Origin of the sequence: Pseudovibrio sp. Tun.PSC04-5.I4 (genome assembly GCF_900104145.1) — a bacterium.
GTDB lineage: Bacteria > Pseudomonadota > Alphaproteobacteria > Rhizobiales > Stappiaceae > Pseudovibrio.
Genome location: NZ_FNLB01000006.1, coordinates 3,743,964 through 3,761,138 on the forward strand (window position 1 = coordinate 3,743,964; position 17,175 = coordinate 3,761,138).

At 51.2% G+C, this 17,175-nt stretch carries 18 protein-coding genes; 12 read left to right on the plus strand and 6 right to left on the minus strand.

From position 1 onward, the window contains the following. Positions 1-24: 24 nt before the first annotated feature. Together BLS62_RS22690 and BLS62_RS31780 are read right to left on the minus strand one after the other, a co-directional pair. Positions 25-702 (minus strand): PspA/IM30 family protein, encoded by a 678-nt coding sequence (locus tag BLS62_RS22690; protein ID WP_093186498.1) that lies wholly within the window; start codon positions 700-702, stop codon positions 25-27. A 14-nt stretch (positions 703-716) separates the two neighbouring features. Then, positions 717-1,193, minus strand: coding sequence for a hypothetical protein (locus tag BLS62_RS31780; protein WP_208991040.1), 477 nt, complete (start codon positions 1,191-1,193; stop codon positions 717-719). 219 nt (positions 1,194-1,412) lie between these two features. On the opposite strand from BLS62_RS31780, the gene BLS62_RS22700 reads away from it, so the two are divergent. Together BLS62_RS22700 and BLS62_RS22705 are read left to right on the plus strand one after the other, a co-directional pair. After that, positions 1,413-2,285 (plus strand): trypsin-like serine peptidase, encoded by an 873-nt coding sequence (locus BLS62_RS22700; protein WP_208991041.1) that lies wholly within the window; start codon positions 1,413-1,415, stop codon positions 2,283-2,285. Between the two features lie 267 nt (positions 2,286-2,552). Continuing rightward, positions 2,553-3,065: a hypothetical protein gene (locus BLS62_RS22705; RefSeq protein ID WP_208991042.1), complete on the plus strand. Its 513-nt coding sequence runs from the start codon at positions 2,553-2,555 to the stop codon at positions 3,063-3,065. Between the two features lie 44 nt (positions 3,066-3,109). On the opposite strand, the gene BLS62_RS22710 is transcribed toward BLS62_RS22705, so the two are convergent. Then, positions 3,110-4,258, minus strand: coding sequence for an acyl-CoA dehydrogenase family protein (locus BLS62_RS22710; RefSeq protein WP_093189453.1), 1,149 nt, complete (start codon positions 4,256-4,258; stop codon positions 3,110-3,112). A gap of 301 nt (positions 4,259-4,559) precedes the next feature. Here BLS62_RS22710 and BLS62_RS22715 point away from each other — a divergent pair, with 301 nt between their 5' ends. From BLS62_RS22715 to BLS62_RS22740, 6 genes are all read left to right on the plus strand, one after another. Beyond that, entirely contained in the window at positions 4,560-5,015 is a 456-nt protein-coding gene (locus tag BLS62_RS22715) for a YeeE/YedE family protein (protein WP_143521589.1), read from the plus strand. Between the two features lie 3 nt (positions 5,016-5,018). Beyond that, positions 5,019-5,459: a DUF6691 family protein gene (locus BLS62_RS22720; protein ID WP_093186505.1), complete on the plus strand. Its 441-nt coding sequence runs from the start codon at positions 5,019-5,021 to the stop codon at positions 5,457-5,459. 49 nt (positions 5,460-5,508) lie between these two features. Next, positions 5,509-6,396 (plus strand): MBL fold metallo-hydrolase, encoded by an 888-nt coding sequence (locus BLS62_RS22725; protein ID WP_093186510.1) that lies wholly within the window; start codon positions 5,509-5,511, stop codon positions 6,394-6,396. After that, the gene (locus tag BLS62_RS22730; RefSeq protein WP_093186515.1) at positions 6,386-6,766 is read left to right on the plus strand and encodes a protein tyrosine phosphatase family protein; all 381 of its coding nucleotides are present in this window, start codon (positions 6,386-6,388) and stop codon (positions 6,764-6,766) included. Before BLS62_RS22725 ends, BLS62_RS22730 begins: the two co-directional genes overlap by 11 nt. 188 nt (positions 6,767-6,954) lie before the next feature. Beyond that, positions 6,955-8,154, plus strand: coding sequence for a Bcr/CflA family efflux MFS transporter (locus BLS62_RS22735; protein WP_093186520.1), 1,200 nt, complete (start codon positions 6,955-6,957; stop codon positions 8,152-8,154). Between the two features lie 78 nt (positions 8,155-8,232). Next, positions 8,233-8,874, plus strand: coding sequence for a glutathione S-transferase family protein (locus BLS62_RS22740; RefSeq protein WP_093186525.1), 642 nt, complete (start codon positions 8,233-8,235; stop codon positions 8,872-8,874). A 60-nt stretch (positions 8,875-8,934) separates the two neighbouring features. Here the strand turns inward: BLS62_RS22740 and BLS62_RS22745 are convergent, their stop codons facing one another. Further along, complete coding sequence (locus BLS62_RS22745) at positions 8,935-9,378, minus strand: DUF3429 domain-containing protein (RefSeq protein ID WP_093186530.1); 444 nt, start codon at positions 9,376-9,378, stop codon at positions 8,935-8,937. Between the two features lie 136 nt (positions 9,379-9,514). Here BLS62_RS22745 and BLS62_RS22750 point away from each other — a divergent pair, with 136 nt between their 5' ends. Continuing rightward, entirely contained in the window at positions 9,515-10,267 is a 753-nt protein-coding gene (locus tag BLS62_RS22750; RefSeq protein WP_093186534.1) for an inositol monophosphatase family protein, read from the plus strand. Positions 10,268-10,529: 262 nt separating this feature from the next. On the opposite strand, the gene BLS62_RS22755 is transcribed toward BLS62_RS22750, so the two are convergent. Beyond that, positions 10,530-11,597, minus strand: a complete 1,068-nt coding sequence (locus BLS62_RS22755; RefSeq protein ID WP_093186537.1) for an alpha/beta fold hydrolase — start codon at positions 11,595-11,597, stop codon at positions 10,530-10,532. 561 nt (positions 11,598-12,158) lie between these two features. Between BLS62_RS22755 and BLS62_RS22760 the strand changes: the two genes are divergently transcribed. Both BLS62_RS22760 and BLS62_RS22765 read left to right on the plus strand, forming a co-directional pair. Beyond that, positions 12,159-13,178, plus strand: a complete 1,020-nt coding sequence (locus BLS62_RS22760; protein WP_093186540.1) for a TAXI family TRAP transporter solute-binding subunit — start codon at positions 12,159-12,161, stop codon at positions 13,176-13,178. Positions 13,179-13,312: 134 nt separating this feature from the next. After that, complete coding sequence (locus BLS62_RS22765) at positions 13,313-15,349, plus strand: TRAP transporter permease (RefSeq protein ID WP_093186545.1); 2,037 nt, start codon at positions 13,313-13,315, stop codon at positions 15,347-15,349. A 61-nt stretch (positions 15,350-15,410) separates the two neighbouring features. Here BLS62_RS22765 and BLS62_RS22770 read toward each other — a convergent pair whose 3' ends face one another. Further along, positions 15,411-16,130 carry a glutathione S-transferase family protein gene (locus BLS62_RS22770; RefSeq protein ID WP_093186550.1) on the minus strand — a complete coding sequence of 240 codons (720 nt, stop codon included), beginning with the start codon at positions 16,128-16,130 and terminating at the stop codon, positions 15,411-15,413. Positions 16,131-16,231: 101 nt separating this feature from the next. Between BLS62_RS22770 and BLS62_RS22775 the strand changes: the two genes are divergently transcribed. Then, on the plus strand, positions 16,232-16,954 hold the full coding sequence (locus tag BLS62_RS22775; RefSeq protein WP_200798560.1) for a helix-turn-helix transcriptional regulator: 723 nt from the start codon (positions 16,232-16,234) through the stop codon (positions 16,952-16,954). The last annotated feature ends 221 nt before the right edge of the window (positions 16,955-17,175 follow it).

Consider the following 17,175-nt stretch of genomic DNA (forward strand, 5'->3'; position numbering starts at 1 on the left):
GCCGAGTGTGTTGTGACAGCGACCTTATTCTAGCTCAACTTCTAAAGCTGCCAGGCGTTCTTCTACGCGGTGATCGCGGGTCATTTTATCCAGCTTAGCGAGTTTTGCATCATCTGCCATGGACCCATTGTTGATGCTGGCGGGAACACCAGTTGCTGCTTTCATCGCGCGTTCAAATGCAGAGTTTGCATTATCGAGTGTTGAGCTGAGCTTACGTTCTGCACCTGCTTCACCCGCAGCTTCTTGTTTCATAGCGGCTTTTTTTTGTGTGATGTAAGTGTCAAGCTGATCGGTCATCTCCCGTTTGCGACCTTGCAATGCAAGAATAGAGTTGTTGAGTTCCTGTTCTTCATCACCCGCGTCTGCAATGGTTTTTTCCAATATCGGAATTTGGGCTTCCAGATCCATCTGGCGGGCTACAGCTGTCCGAGCAAGATCTTTTTCTCCAGCCTTCAATGCGATGCCTATTTTTTCAGATAGCTCTTCGTGTGTTTTGTTGGTTTCGGCTAATCTCTGGCTTGCTACGTGCTTCTTGACTGCTGCTAGACCCAGAGCATCACGAACGTCTTCAACTGCGCTTTCGAGTTCGCGAATAGCTTGTTTCATGATCAAATCGGGAGCAGCGTTTTCTACAGCATCAACGATTGAGTTTGCGGTTCCAGACACAAGGCGACCTACGCGAGATAATAGAGATTCAGTCATAAAATCCTCCAAGGCTATTTCGAGTTTAAGCGGTTGCGCAAAAGTTCAGTTGAGCTGCGCATGTCGTCAACGAGCTCTTTGAAAAGCTCTGGGTTTTGAAGGCGCGGGTTTCGTCTCAACCCTGCCTGTAACACCAGCTCTACAAGCTCAAAAAAATCTTCTGTAACTGCGGTTTCCATCTCTTTTAAATTACCGCTGTTGGCTTTGCTCGCCAGCTCTCCCAAAAGGAGAGGTAATCGATCAGTCAGAAGCCGCAGGGTGTCTGACTGGCTGTTATTCTGGTCCAGCATATCGCTCGCTGGTTTAACCAGTTTGCGCGCGGCAAACGTATGAGTGCCCTGATCCAGCGACGCAAAACTGTCTTCCGGTGCTGCAATTAATGCCCTGATTTTGTCACTTGGCGTCTTTGCATCTGGAAAATGCAGTCGGGCTAAACGTTCGGATTCGTCTTGAGTTAAGCGAACGCTTAGCGATATGGATCTCGAGGGCATGTCTCACCTTTGCATTACAAATGTACTTCTAATGTAATTACAATTATCGGTTGTTCAATAGGTACTTCTAAAACTAATTCGTGCGGGAGGGAATGACACTCCCCCAATCCCCTAGGCTTTGTTGATCTGATAATGAAGAAAACATGAAGGTTCACAGCAATGGTCCGCTTTAGTCTTCTTTTAGAGACGTAAACTTTGCGACTGAGGTGGGAAATGCAGGTGAAAAACTGTGACTGTCGTTTATGTGACTTCTGGGGAGGTGAGAGAAGGGCCGGAGGTCATCCTGTTGATGTACACTGGGATCAGCCTGAGCGTCTTAAAGTAAGGAGGGGGCTTATCCCTGAAGGGGATGAGACGGCATTCGAGCGTATTATGGGAACATCGGATATTTTTCCGATCAACTTTCTGAGCCGGGGGATGAACGCTGCAAAGGCTGTCTGCAAAGTGCAGCTTTATAGAGGGGGACAGATCCCTGCCGGCGCTGGTTCTGGGTTCCTTGTTGCGCCGAACTTGTTGCTCACCAACAATCACGTTGTTCGCTCACGAAATATGGCAGGGATGGCAAAGGTCATTTTTGATTATGCCATCACCGATGATTTCTCTCTGGGCCACACCAAGGTGTTTACAGTAACGGAAGATGTGTTCTTTACCAGTCCCGGCGATGAGTTGGACTACTCCTTCGTCTCCATTGAACCGAGCAACAATGAAAGTGCTCAACTGTCTGATTTCGGATTTCTGAAGCTCATGGCTCAATCCGGAAAAGCCGTAAAAGGTGAGCCAGTTTCAATCATCCATCACCCGAATGGAGGCTTGAAAAGCTTATCTCTGCGAAACAGCAGGATCCTTACCACTCAGGGGGATTTCATCACTTATACAAGCGATACGGAGCCAGGGTCTTCTGGTGCACCGGTGCTCAATGATCAGTGGTTACCTGTCGCACTTCATCATCGCAGCGTTCCCCATGCGTCCATTCGCAACCGTTGGGTTGCCAATCGTGGGATTAGAATTAGCTCAATTCTTTCCCATCTACAGTTGCATGCGACAAAGGGGAACACCGATGCACTTAGAATTGTTGGTCTTCTAAACCTCTAATTAATTAGGTTATTCAATTAGTTGTTTTGCGTTGTACGTATATGGGCGTACCACGAAGTATCTACTAGGTAAATTGCATATATCAAGCCTAACTTTCTAGATGTCTGTTAGACAAGCTGCGATAAGCAAAAGAAAAAATGACTTGATAGATCGATGATAAGATCCACTGATATAGTAAAAATCGTTATAGGACTGCTCGGAAGTGTTTTCCTAAGTAACGCGGCACTGGCACAAGATTGCCCGACTGCGGACTCTATGGGGACAGGTATGGTGCTGATTAACAGCAGCCTCCAAGTTCGCTTGTTCGTGAGGTCGGATAATGAAGGTCAGCTGACTGAGCTTCATCTAAACGATAAGTTCGGTGTGGTTCGTGACCAGATCCATGTTCACGAAAACGGGCTGTTTCTCTCCTATGAGCGCGGCTTGGGCACAAACCGTACCTACGTGCCGGATGTCCCGTTTTCCAGGTTCTTTCCATTGGAAGTTGGCAAAATCTGGAGAGCTCAGGTTGATGTTTTTGAAAACGACAACAAAGTTCGGAGCAAGGTTCCCTACAAGTTCTCAGTTGGAGATCCGTCTCGCTTGCAAGTGGGTCGCTGTGTCTATGATGTAATGGACGTTACTTTTGAGACTGTGACCGAAAATGGCGAGCCGATGGTAACCAAATACGCCTACAGCACTGAGTTAAATACCATTCTTAAAGGCGAAGGTAAGCACCTCTGGACCTCGGAAAATGGTGTGATGCAGTTCGATAAGCTGCGTAGTGTACGAAGCGAGTAGGGACGAAGGGGAGACGTGTTAGCCTCCCCTGACTTGTTGTTGGGTTATGCGAGTACTTCGCGGCTGATCAGTTCTTTCATAATTTCTGACGTGCCGCCGTAGATACGTTGGACGCGCGCATCAACGAATGCACGAGAGATTCCGTATTCTGTCATGTAGCCATAACCGCCATGCAATTGCAGACATCCGTCAACGACACGCCCTTGCATTTCTGTGGTTCCCAGTTTCGCCATGCTGACAGTGGTGTTATCCAGCTTGCCTTCCGTGAACAGGTCGCAACATTCGTTGACGAAGGCGCGGTGTACACGCACGTCCGTCGCCATCTCTGCCATTTTGAAGCGCGTGTTTTGTAAGGTGGCGATTGGGCGACCGAAAGCCTGACGGTCTTTAACATACTGGGATGTCATGGCGATTACGCCTTCAGCACTGGCAACCGCGCCAACCGCGAGAGTGAGACGTTCGCGCGGGAGTTCGTTCATCATGATGTGGAAGCCGGTGTCCAGCTTGCCAAGGCATGCGCTGGCTGGGACACGAAGATCCTCAAAGAAGAGCTCCGATGTGTCTGAGGAATGCAGGCCGATTTTGTCGAGGTTCTGACCGCGTTTGAAGCCCGGATTGTCTGCATCTATGAGGAACAGGCTTGTTCCTTTGGAGCCAGACACGTCTAGGTTTGTTTTGGCTACAACGATCACAACATCTGCATGTTGGCCGTTTGTAATGAAGATCTTGCTGCCGTTGATGATGTAATCATCGCCGTCTTTGCGTGCGATGGTACGAATGCTCTGAAGGTCAGATCCTGCGGTTGGTTCCGTCATCGCGATTGCGCCGACGCATTCGCCAGTCACCATTTTGGGCAAGTACTTCAGCTTTTGCTCTTCTGAACCGTGGTTGACAATGTAGGGTGCAACAATATCTGAGTGCACGCTGAGGGAGACGCCAAGACCGGAGCAGTTGGCGCGGCTGAACTCTTCGACAACGATCATCGAGAACATGAAGTTGGTTCCGAAACCGCCGTATTCCTCTGGAGTATCAACGGAGAGCAGGCCTTGCTCGCCCATCTTGTTCCAGATGGTTCTCGGGAAGATACCTGCCTTCTCCCATTTCTCATAGTGGGGAAGAATCTCTGCTTCGATGAACCGCTTAACGTTGTCGCGGAACAGCTCCAGTTCACCCTTCAGGTCTTCGTCGATCATATCCATCCCTTTATAATCTATAGCGAAACGACAATCTCCCAATTATATCGCGCAGATGCGGCATGAGGTCGTTTCTTTACGTATAGGGCAAGGGTATGCGAGCTGAACACCTTGTGCAACTGGCGATGAGTATTAGGAGATTCGCATAAATGGGGGCGGTTGCTGCTTGACACTCTTCATAGACGTTATATATTAGTTATAACTAAATTAGAAAATAAGAATAACGATCATGGAATTGCGTAACCATCGATCTTTCCCTCCATCAAACATCTCCCTCCTAAAAGGGGAGTAAGAGTAAAAAATGACAACTGAATTTACCCCATACGCTTCTCTGGCCGGAGGCTTATTAATCGGCTTGTCTACTGTCATTCTGTTGCTTGCCAATGGGCGAATAGCGGGAATAAGCGGCATATTTAGCCGTCTGTTTGAAACCGGGACACTTGCAAACGGTAAGTCAACCTGGGTGCACGGAGAAAAGGGCTGGCAGCTCGCTTTTGTTGCCGGGCTGGTGCTTGCCCCTGTGGTTCTCATGGTGGGCGGTATGGATATTGAGCAGGTGTTTACCGGAGATCTGTCGCTGATCGCAGTTGCGGGTGCTTTGGTAGGCTTTGGTTCTGTTTATGGCAGTGGTTGTACGAGTGGGCATGGTGTTTGCGGGCTTTCCCGTCTTTCCATTCGGTCCCTTGTTGCAACCATGACCTTTATGTCTGTTGGGGCACTTGTGGTGTTTGTCGTTCGCCATGTGGTGGGGGGATAACTCATGAAACGTGTCATAGCTGGTTTTTTGGCCGGTCTGACCTTTGGGTTGGGCTTGGCTATCTCGGGAATGAGTAACCCTTTGAAGGTGCAAAACTTCCTGGATGTGTTTGGGACTTGGGATCCGAGTCTGGCGTTTGTTATGGGCGGTGCAATTTTGGTTGCATTTCCGTTTTTCCGTCTGGTGCGGTTTCTTCCACGGCCATTCGTTGCTGATGACTTTCGGATGCCTGCGTTTCAGGAGATTGATCGACCTTTGATTTTTGGGTCGGCTATTTTTGGCGCAGGGTGGGGATTAATTGGTCTTTGTCCTGGTCCAGCGCTGGTTTCAATTTCGTTGTTGTCGCCTGAGGCGATTGTATTTGTAACCTGTATGATTGGGGGAATGCTCTTGGCAAGGTTTGTTGCAAACCTATCAACGCGCAGAGCATTCGGGCGTGCCTGACCGATCATGCACATTTTGAATAACTTGCAGTAATACAAGGGAGAATGTCATGAGCAGCTATCCTGTGCAGATGGACCAAAAAGCGGATATCAAGGATTTCTTTGATCCGATTTCGAACACGATCACGTATGTGGTGTCGGATCCGGAGACAAAGGCGTGTGCTGTTGTCGACAGTGTCATGGATATTGACTATCCCGCAGGGCGGATAACCTTCGATCATGCTGATGAAGTGATCGCGTATATTCGCTCCAATGGCTTGACGCTTGAGTGGCTGCTTGAGACCCATGTACATGCGGACCATTTGTCTGCTGCGCCGTATATTCAGGAGAAGCTGGGCGGGAAGATTGGCATTGGTGAACAGGTAACAGTTGTTCAGGGCGTGTTTGGTAAGGTGTTTAATGCCGGTACTGAATTTGCGCGGGATGGCAGCCAGTTCGATAAACTGTTCAAGGACGGTGATACCTACCAGATTGGTAATCTGAAGGCGTTTGCCATGCATACGCCCGGTCATACACCAGCTTGTATGGTGCACGTCTTTGGGGATGCAGCCTTTATCGGCGATACGCTGTTTATGCCAGACAGTGGGACTGCGCGGGCTGATTTCCCCGGTGGTGATGCGACTGTTCTGTATGAATCCATCCAGAAAGTGTTGAGCCTACCGGATGAAATGCGGCTGTTCATGTGCCATGATTATGGTGGGCGCGGGCGTGAAATCCTATTTGAAACAACGGTTGCAGCGGAAAAAGCCGAGAATATTCATGTAGGCAATAGTACGCCTCGTGAAAAGTTCGTCGAAATGCGCGAAGCTCGTGATGCAACACTTGATGTGCCCAAACTTATCGTACCAAGCATTCAGGTGAATATGCGTGGTGGTCGTCTGCCAGAAGCGGATGACTCTGGGAATGCCTTTTTGAAAGTTCCAGTCAATGTTCTCTAATCTACTTCAGAAAATTGCAGGTGGCGGCTCTGGTGGGCAGTTGCGTGCTAAGAAACTTACCGAGGATTACTGGGTAGCAGGTCAGCTTTATCCCGAGGATATGGCGAAGGCGCGGGAGCAGGGGTTCCGCTCTATCGTTTGTAATCGTCCTGATGATGAAGAGCGTAGTCAGCCGACCTACCTTGAAGTTGCGGGAGCAGCTGAAGAACAGGGGCTGGAGCACATTTATATTCCGATCGGTGCGGGGACAAACTTCGCAGAGGCGGCGCAGGAGCTGGCCGAGTTTCTTGAGCACGCACCACGCCCGGTTTTGGCGTACTGTCGGAGTGGTAATCGTTCCACCCATCTGTGGCGCATGCTAAGAGGCTAATATAAATCAATAGGTTTGCGTTGAAATATGCCAGTGAGGGAAACCTTGCTGGCATTTTGTTTGGTATTCTTATTGGTGGTCTAATGGAAATAATTGATTTCTGAATGAAGTATTCTTATTCGTTTGGCTGATTGTTAGTTTTGTTTTGCAAGGCGGGCATAAGTTCGCCCCCAATACACGAGGGTATCATGCAAAACAAAGCGGTATTCGTCGCTATTTATGGAGCAGTCTTCATGCTGGCTCCATTTGCGATAGACATGTATCTGCCTGCCTTGCCGACGATTGCGTCGGACCTGCAAACGGGCATAAATGAACTGGAAGCGACGGTCGCCATCTTGCTGTTTGGCTATGCGCTTGGGCAACTTCTCCTTGGGCCATTATCAGTTGCTTTGGGCCGGCGTACCGTATTACTTGGTGGTCTGGGCCTGTTCGTTGTTTCCTCCGTTCTTGCTGGGACAGCGCAGTCTATTGAAATGCTTTATGTTTATCGCTTGCTTCAGGCGATTGGCGGTGCAGGGTCTGTGGTTGTTTTTCCCAGTGTACGCAGTCGGTTTGGTGAAAAGCAGAGCAGTGTGATTATTTCCTACATCATGGCATTGACAGTTGTTGCACCTTTGATTGCGCCGGTCATAGGGGGATATGTGCTCGCGTTGGCTGGTTGGTCCGCCATCTTCATGGTTCTGGCCGCGTTTGGGGGGATAACTCTGGCCGTTGCGGTTGTTCTGCTTCCTCCTGAGCAGGAGGATAAACGTGGATTTTCGCTGCGTGGTGTGGTCTCCGGTTATCTCTCAGTCCTTTCAGAATGGCGGATCCTTGCCTTTATCTTTTCAGGGGCGTTTGCTTTTGCAGGATTGTTTGTCTTCGTTTCTGGATCTCCCTTCGTTTACATCACCTATTTTGGCGTCTCTCCGCAGAACTATGGCTACCTTGTTGGCGTGAATGCAGCGGCGATGATTGGCACTAACCTTTTGAATGCCCGTGTCCTTCAACGTGTTGCCCCTGTTCCCAAGATCTTTGCTGGCACGCTTTTGCTGGTTGTTGCCGGAGCTGCGTTGGTGAGCTTTGCTCAGTATGGCCTTGGCCTGCCTTGGATTGTGGCTGGTGTTGTCGTGTTTGTTGGAGCGTTGGGTCTGACAGCGACCAATGCAATCGTTGGTGCTTTGTCTGTGCGGCCCGAGGATAACGGCACTGTTTCAGCGCTCAATGGGGCCATTCAGTTTGGTGTTGGCGGATTGGCCAGCTTTGTCGTCAGCTTGTTGGACAGTACGGATGCCACAACGATGACAACTATTATGCTTGGCACCAGTGTCGCTGCTGCGTTGTTCGCTCTTCCTCTGTCTGTGGCCTATGCAAAGCAGCGCCGTGAGATATCTGTCGAACCTGCCTGAGCTATCTAATCTATTGAATAAATACAGTTTTTACGGTGAGCCCCATCTCACTTAACCCTTACCCTTGAGGAAAATACTATGAAACTTTACTCAGCCCCCGGAACCTGCGCGACTGCAATGCACATTGTCCTTGAGTGGATTGGCGCTCCCTATGAAGTGGAACAACTGGACTTTGCAGGGATGAAGTCCGAAGCCTATTTGAAGATCAACCCATCGGGAGTTGTTCCCACTTTGGTAGACGGGGATATGGTTCTACCTGAAGGTTTGGCCATTCTGCTTTATCTGGCTGATAAGCATTCAGAATCTGGAATTGCACCAGCTGCTGGAACTGTCGAGCGTGCTGAATTGCACCGCTGGCTGGCCTTTATCTCTGGCACGTTACACCCGTATTTCTGGCCTCACTTTATGCCGATGCGATTCACCACAGATCCTAAGGAGCATAAGGCTGTTCAGCAGGCCTCTCATAGTCTGGTCGATAAAGCGCTTTCTCAGATTGAGCAGCACCTTGTTGGGCGCGACTGGTTGTTGGGGGATAAGAAGTCTGTTGCTGATGCATTACTCTACCCAATGGCGGGTTGGGCTTATGGCTTTGATAAGCCGACATCTGAGTACCGGAACATTGACCGGATCATTCGCAAGTTGGCTGCTGATCCCGCTGTGCTGGCCGTGCATAAGTCGCAAGGCACGCAGCCGAAAGTTGGTCTGGTAGAGGCGGTTTAAATTACACGAGTATTTTCATGAAGCCTCTTGCTGCGTTTCGCGGGAAGAGGCTTTGTGTGTTTACAGGTTCAACGCGATTACGCCCAATGCGATCAGGGTGATGATTGTGGCGGTGAGGCGTACGCCAAGGTAATTTCGTGATGTGATTTCCATGCGTTGTAGGAAAAAATCGACAAAAAGCATGCCTGTGAACAGGAAGATAAGCCCGAGTATAAATGCGATAGGGGCGGTGAATAGAAACAGAAACCAACCGGCGAGTGCGACAAAGTTACTCCATAACAGCAACCATCCACGCCGTGGATGAGGGGCTATAAAGAACATGCCCCACTGGGTTCCAGCCATGAAAGACAGGATCACCAGTGCGTATAAGCTGATGGCGATAACGGTTGCGCCTATCAGGGGTAAGAACGAGTAACCTACTGATAAACCGATAGCTCCTAGGATGAAGGGCACAGTGCCTGCAAGGGCGAGACACGCATAGAGAGTGGGAAGTTCTCTGTTCATCACGGTTCACTCCAATCTGTTGCTCTTCCAGATAAAATCTAGCGGTGAAGCTTGAAGGTAGTCCTGATACGAAGTTGCTCTTTTGAATGATCTGCTCAATACCTTTGAGGGGAATAACTGCCAGAGGTGCCAGATCATGCAGCAGGAGATACTCGCGAAAGCACGGCTGATTGCCGAAGAGGTTGGTGTCTATGCTCTGGAGGTGTTTCACGACCGGGCAAACCTGCACATAGATAGCAAGGGCCTGTTGGATTACGTGAGTGAAGCGGACCGGGAAGTGGAACGCCGCATCAAGCACGCGCTGGGCATTGCGTTTCCCGAGCACGGATTTAAAGGGGAAGAAAGCGGCGGCGAGTTGGTTGCGCCCTGCTGGGTTATTGACCCCATTGATGGCACGACGAACTATCTCTACGGGCGGCCAGACTTTTGTATTTCCATGGCTTTTGTTGATGAGGATGGACCTGCGGTTGCTGTTGTTCATGCACCTTATCACCGCCGTACCGTTTATGCGGCCCGGGGGATTGGTGCGTTTGAGAACGGCAAAAAGCTCGTGCCGCGCACTGTGTGTGATCATGAGCTGGTGGTGAACTTAAGCTTCAATTACAACCAAGACAACAACCGTGATTTCCTCAGTAAGGTCAACAAGTTGGTTTCTGAAAAACATCAGATACGGGCGTGTGGCTCCGCGGCTTGGGCGCTGTGCCAAGTGGCGACCGGGCAGGTGGATGGAGCCTACAATGGTTGCGTCAATAGTTGGGATGCGTTGGGGGGACAACTGATCTGTGCTGAGGCCGGATTAGAGGTTGCGCCGTACATCTACGACAAGGGCAGCATGTATGCCTACCCTAAGGGGTCAATCTTGAAAGATATCCTTATTCCGTACCTTTAACACTCTGAGTATGCAGCGTTAATTCTTGTTTGCGTTGTTATGTGCGTTGCTTTGCGTGGATTACTCTTTTTCTGCGTTGAAGACGCTGGGCGTGCGTTGCTCGGGGAACGGCACCTATGCCAGAGTGCCGCCCCAAAGTTATTCCCCTCATGGTCACCTGAGTTAGGTTGGATTGAGCGCTGTTTTTTGGCGGTGCTCTTGTTGAGGGGATTGCACCGCATAATTTTGAAGGCAAAGCCTCGTTTGGGCGGATGATGCTGAGTTAGTCCTTCAGGAACGCGCGGAGTTTGTTGCTAAGTTCATCGGCGTTGGTGAAGTGTGGGAAGTGGCCTGCGGTGTCTATCTGTTGGACTTTCGCATTCGGGATTGTTTCTACGTATTGCTGTGAGACAGTGATTGGCTGGAAGTCTTTGTTGCCGTGGATGATCAGTGTTTCAGCACTGATGTTTTTCATGGCATCGCGCCAGTCATGGTTCAGGCCCATGCTGAAGTATTGGGCGCGGGATTGCCAGCTGCCGATCTGGTCTGTTGGGAGTGCAGGGAGGTCTTTGAAGGCACCCTTGCCAAACACCTTTTCAAAGTACGGTGTAAAGCCGGCATCCACTTGCTGCAGCGTAGCTTCATCGCCTTTGAAGATTTGTTCCAGATCCAGATACCGTCTTTGCCACTTGTCGTAGGTTTTCTGGTCGCGCTTGTGTAGGCTTTCGCGAATGGTTGCAAACAGGTCTGCGTTTTTCGATGGGAAGACGAGCAGATCAGCTGGGTTCAGCAAAACCAGCTTGTCTACGTTTTGCGGGAACTCTGCTGCATAGAGGGCTGCGAGAAATGCACCATAGGAGTGTCCCACAAGGATGAGTTTGTCGTCTCCAAGGAGACGGCGAATGCGTTCAATATCCGCAAGTTGCTGGGAGATGCCAAGGGTGCTTTCCAGCAGTTGAATTTTGGACCAGTTGTCACCTTCTGCCGGGAACCTATCGAACGGTCGGGTTGAGCCGCCAGTGCCGCGCTGATCGTAATAGTTGATGCGGTAGTCATCCCCAAGCAGATCAAACGCGGGTGCGCTTTGCTGCAAGGGTCTGCCCGGCCCACCATGAATGAACAGGATATTCTTGCCCTCTCCGGTGGAGAAGGTTTTCAGCTTGATGTCTTCAGAAACCAGCCAATAGCCATCCTGTTTTCCGATGGGGTCAAGGTCTGTCCGTTCGGCCACGGTTCCCGGAGTAAACATCGGTTGTTGCTGCATCCACCAGACGAAGCCAGCCGCACCGATGAACATGAGTCCACCCAATACGATGAAACTCATGAAAATATTTTTTGGGCTGAACGACATGGAACAGGATCTCCGCAGGCAGCAGCTTTAATGAATCATATAGGCGCATATACCTCAAAATGCGGGTGCTACGTGCATATAAAACGGCTTGAAATGACCAACCGGCTTTAAATCTCAATTTCACGCTTATTCTTATTCAAAAACCGCGAGGCACTTTGCGGGAATACGCTTCAATTTGTGGCTGCCCAATCATTCTAATGAATTGATTTTACGCCTATTTCGCGTTGCTGGTGGCGATGATCGTAAAATGCCGCAAGGTTATCTTTGTTCGCAAAAATATGGTCCTGTGGCATATTTGTGCGAGTTGGCTTCCCAAACCGGCCAAAAATAACATTATGTGGAACTTACTTACGTAAAATCTCTTAAAGTGCTTGCGCTCATTGGTTGTTGCGTGCTTTTTTAACAGTGTGAAAACTTTAATTCACATTGTCGTAGATCGCGAGAGCTCAACGCGCCGATTTCGTTCGTAGCTCTGGTTTTTCATTATGTCTGGAGAGGTTGGTTCGTGTCGCTTTTGTGTGATGCAAGCATCCTGCTCCTGTTTAGTTTCCTGGGGGGGCTATGACGCTTCTTTCTTCCTTTACAAAATTGGCGACAGTTGCAGCGATTGCTGGCAGCGCGGCGCTGTGTACTGGTCAGGCATTTGCGCAGGACCTTAAGTTTTTCACCATTGGTACAGGTGGTACGTCTTACACCTACTACCCAGTGGGTGGCATGATTGCGAATGCAATCTCCAAGCCTCCGGGGTCGCGTCCATGTGATGCTGGCGGCTCTTGTGGTGTTGAAGGCCTGATCGCTTCTGCTGTTTCTTCCCGTGGGTCCGTTGATAACGTGAACGCCATCAACTCTGGCCTGCGTAACTCCGGTTTTGCTCAGTCTGATGTTGCTTACTGGGCGTACTCCGGTACTGGCACCATGGAGGGCAAAGAGCCTATGAAGGACCTGCGCTCTATTGCAGCGCTGTTCCCTGAGCATATTCACCTGATCGCGAAAGCTGACAGCGGCATCAATTCTGTTGCTGATCTGAAAGGCAAACGCGTATCTTTGGATGAGCCGGGCTCTGGTACGTACACTGATGCAAACCTGATCCTTGCAGCTTACGGTCTTTCTGCTTCTGACGTCACTGCTGAAGCGCTGAAGGGTTCTGCTGCGGCGGAAGCTCTGCGTAACGGTAAGGTTGATGCGTTCTTCGTGGTTGCTGGTTTCCCAACTGGTGCAGTTGTTGAACTTGCGTCTGCTGAAGACATCAAGATCGTTCCGATTACTGGTCCTGAAGCTGAAGGCCTTGTTGAGAAGTACGGCTTCTTTGCCAGTTCTGACATTCCAGAAAATGCCTATCAGGGTGTTGATGCAACAACAACTTTGACTGTTGGTGCGCAGTGGATCACCAGTGCGAAAGAAGACGAAGAGCTGATCTACAACATCACCAAAGCGATGTGGAACGAGCAAACCCGCAAGCTGCTGGACGTTGGTCACTCTAAAGGCAAGACCATCACTTTGGAAACTGCGACCGCAGGCCTTGGCGTGCCGCTGCATCCGGGTGCTGAGCGCTTCTACAAAGAAGCCGGTGTGATCAAGTAAGCCTCTGGCTTTTGATTTAGCATTTTGGCGGCGCCCGGCAGATCTTGTCGGGCGCTGCTGTATTCAGAATTCTAAAAGTGGCTTGCCATTTATCTGGTTCAATCAAGCCGCTTATATGAGAAATCGTAGGGCAGATGTCTCAGAAAACGACAAGTCAAACACCCGAGGATCTGGAACGTAAATACGATCCTGATCTTACTTTCAGAGCCTCCGGGCCAGTGCTTGCTGCGATTACCACTGCAGTGCTGGTTGCGATGTCGCTCTATCATTATTACGCCTCCGGTTTCGGGCTCATTCGTGAGCTGGTTCACCGCGGCATACACCTTTCCTTTGTGTTGGGATTGGTGTTCATTCTTTTCAGCTTCATCAAAAGCACGAGCAGTAGCCCGTCCCACTCTACTTGGTGGCGACCAAGCGGTGTGCACATCTGGGATATTGTGCTGGCTGTAATGGCTGTGATTGCCGCCATGTACCTGCCGTTGTTGCCAGCGGAAGCGGTTGTCTCTCGTGTAGGTGCGCCTGCGCCGATTGATGTGTTTATGGGCACGGTGTTGCTGGTGCTGGTGCTGGAAGCTGCGCGGCGCTCTGTTGGGCCAACGCTGCCGCTGATTGCGTTGATCTTTGTTGGATATGCCGTGTTTGGCATGTACGCGCCGGGGGCTTTGCGCCATCCCGGTGCCAGCTGGACCGGCCTCATCAACCACCTTTACATGACCAACCAAGGCATTTACGGCATCGCTATTGGTGTGGTTGCTAAGTATGTGTTCCTGTTCGTTTTGTTTGGGGTTTTGGCCACGCGCATCGGCCTTGGGCAGCTGTTTATTGATCTGGCCTCGGTGATTGCAGGGCGGTATGCAGGCGGTCCGGCGAAGGTCGCGATTTTCTCCTCTGCCATGCTTGGTACGATATCCGGTAGTTCTATCGCCAACACGGTGACGACAGGTTCGCTCACCATTCCGGCGATGAAGAAGGTTGGGTATCCGGCGCATTTCGCGGCAGCTGTTGAAGCAACGGCCTCTACGGGTGGGCAGATAACGCCGCCAATTATGGGCGCTGCTGCGTTCATCATGGTGGAGTTTTTGGAAATCCCCTACCGTGACGTGCTGCTGGCGGCCATGTTCCCGGCGATGCTGCACTACTTTGGTATCTTCGTGATGGTGCATCTGGAGGCGAAACGCCTTGGCCTGCGCGGTCTTACCAAGGAGGAATTGCCCAAAGCGCTGGTGGTGATGAAGCAGCACTGGCTTGCTGTCATTCCGCTGGGCGTGCTGGTGTATCTCATTACTTCTGGCAAGACACCTGATTTTGCCGCCGTCTGGGGCATTACGGCTTGTATCGTGGTTGGGGTTTTGAACCCGCATAACCGGATGGGCATTAAGGACCTGATTGCGTCCCTTGCCACCGGAGCGAAGTACTCGCTTGCGGTTGGTGCTGCGGCTGCGGCTGTTGGCATTATCGTTGGTGTTGTGACGCTGACGGGCACCGGTTTCCGGCTCTCGTTTGTAGTGACACAAGCGGCCTCTGATCTGGGTGGGTTTATCACCTCTGGTTGGCTGGCCGAGTATGTGACACAGAATGCGTTGACGTTGTTTTTCACCCTGCTGTTTACGGCGGTTGCCTGTATCATCATGGGCGCGGGTATTCCGACAACGGCGACCTACATCATTCTGGTCTCCATTGCCGCGCCTGCGCTTGCCTTGCTTGGTGTTCAGCCGCTCGTGGCCCACTTCTTCGTGTTCTACTACGGTGTGCTGGCAGATATTACACCGCCGGTGGCGCTGGCTGCGTATGCCGGGGCTGGTATTGCAGGGGCGAACCCGTTCAAAACCGGGAATACAGCGTTCCGCCTTGGTATTGCCAAAGCCCTTGTGCCGTTTGTGTTTGTGTACTCTCCAGCGCTGTTGCTGGTGACGCCTGAGTTCAACTGGTACGACCTGAGCGTGACCCTGCTGGGGGCCATTGCCGGTATTGGCCTGATGGGTGTGGCGTTCTCTGGCTACATGCTGACCGGTTTGAACAAACTGGAGCGCTACTGGACAGGGTTTGGTGCGCTGTTCTTCGTGGCTCCGGGTTTGCAAACTATGGCTATTGGCGGCGCGCTGATGCTGCCTGTTATTGTGCGACAGGTGATGGCACGCAAGAGCCAACAACTGGTAACGCAAGACGCCTAGCAGAGGGCATTGACCGATGAAATTTGCCCCGCCGGATGTGATGATCCGGCGGGGTTTTTGTTTATGCAGCGGCCATTGCGCCGACTGGGTATGCCTTTTTGAGGCGGTTGGCGTAGGCTACGAGGTTGGGGAACTGCTCTACTGTTTCTTTCCAGGATGAGTTTGGCATGTCGGAGAGTGCGCAGAGAACTTGTGCGCCAACTGCGGCATCTGCAAAACAAGGTGTTGCGCCCATCAGGTATGGTTTTGCACCGAGCTGGGTGGAGATCGCCTGAAGGTCATCGTGGCCCAATGCAAGGCATTCTTCTTTGGTGTGTTGACCATAACCTTGTTTTGCTGTTTTGAGGCGCACATTCTCACGGGCTTCGCCGGCAAACTTGCTGCGCATCTCTGCTGGTAGAATGCCAAAGAACTCACGCTCAATAACTGCAAAGTTTTCATCTGGCAGCCAGCGGGTGCAGACTGTGACGAAGTAGAGGGAATGCTCTGCCATTCGAGTGAAGGCATGAGCTACGGCCAGCTCTGCTTCGGAATAACCACCCGAGAAGTCGGCGTTATACTTTGTTTCCAAATACTTTTTGATGAACTCGGAATCTGCAATGAGTTCCTCGCCATCTTTCATAACCGGCAGCTTGCCTTTGGGGGCGTTCATCAACGCATCCGGGCCAAGGACTGCGGTGTATTGCAGGCCGCTCATGGCAAGTAGAATATCGACCTTCAAACAAAATGGGCTTGCGCTTACGCCGTTGAGTTCAGCACTGAATTTCAGATGTGTGAGCATTTTTTATGTCCTCTTGTGTTCGGTGAGGAGTTGATAGCAAGGTGCTCCTGACAGCATGGTGTCAGGAGTGTTTGAGCCACTGCGAATTAATGGAGGACAACATGCGTAGGGCAGATCGGCTTTTGCAAATTGTGCAGGTGTTGCGGCGGTATGGTAGGCCAGTGACGGGCGATGCTATTGCTGAGGAGCTGGAAATTTCAGTTCGCACGCTGTACCGCGATATCGTCAGCCTTCAGTCAACCGGCGTGCCTATTCGCGGTGAAGCGGGTGTCGGATATGTGCTGGAAGAAGGCTATGATCTGCCACCGCTGATGTTCAACAGTGATGAGCTGGAAGCGGTGATGATGGGCCTGCGCCATGTGCAGGTGCGCGGTGATGATCAACTTATTCGCACGGCAAGTGATGTGATTGCCAAGATTGCAGCGGTGCTCTCGCCAGATGCGCGCAATGAATTTATTGAGGCGCCGCTTTATGCGCCGGACTTTGGTGTGGAGCCCATTCCATCCGCTCGCATTGAGTTGAGTGATGTACGCCTTGCCATACGGCAGCAGAACAAGCTGCGGATTGACTATGCGGATGCAAGTGGTGTGGCGAGCGAGCGGATCATCTGGCCTCTGAGTCTGACGTTCTTTGCACATTCCCGGATGATTGTCTCATGGTGCGAGCTACGACAGGACTTCCGCGCCTTCCGAACAGACCGCGTTGAGCACATGGACGTGATGGAAGAACGCTACCGGGAAAGCCGCATTGCTCTGCGAGACCGCTGGTGGAAGATTGAACTGGCACGGCGTGAGCGGGCGGCTGCGGATGCGCTAAAGGACTAGTTCAGGAAAACTGACGCTTAGGTTTCTGGATCCCGCATCAAGTGCGGGAAGACGTGATGCATGGGGTCAGCTCCCGGAGCTCAGTTTCGCTACGTCCCTCATCATGCGCGGAATGGCGGTTGCGATGTGTGATGAGGTGCTGCTCAATCATGCCGTCTTACCGGACAAGCGAAGCGCTGATACGGTATCCAGAGCTACGCGGTGAGGGCTCTTGAAAATCC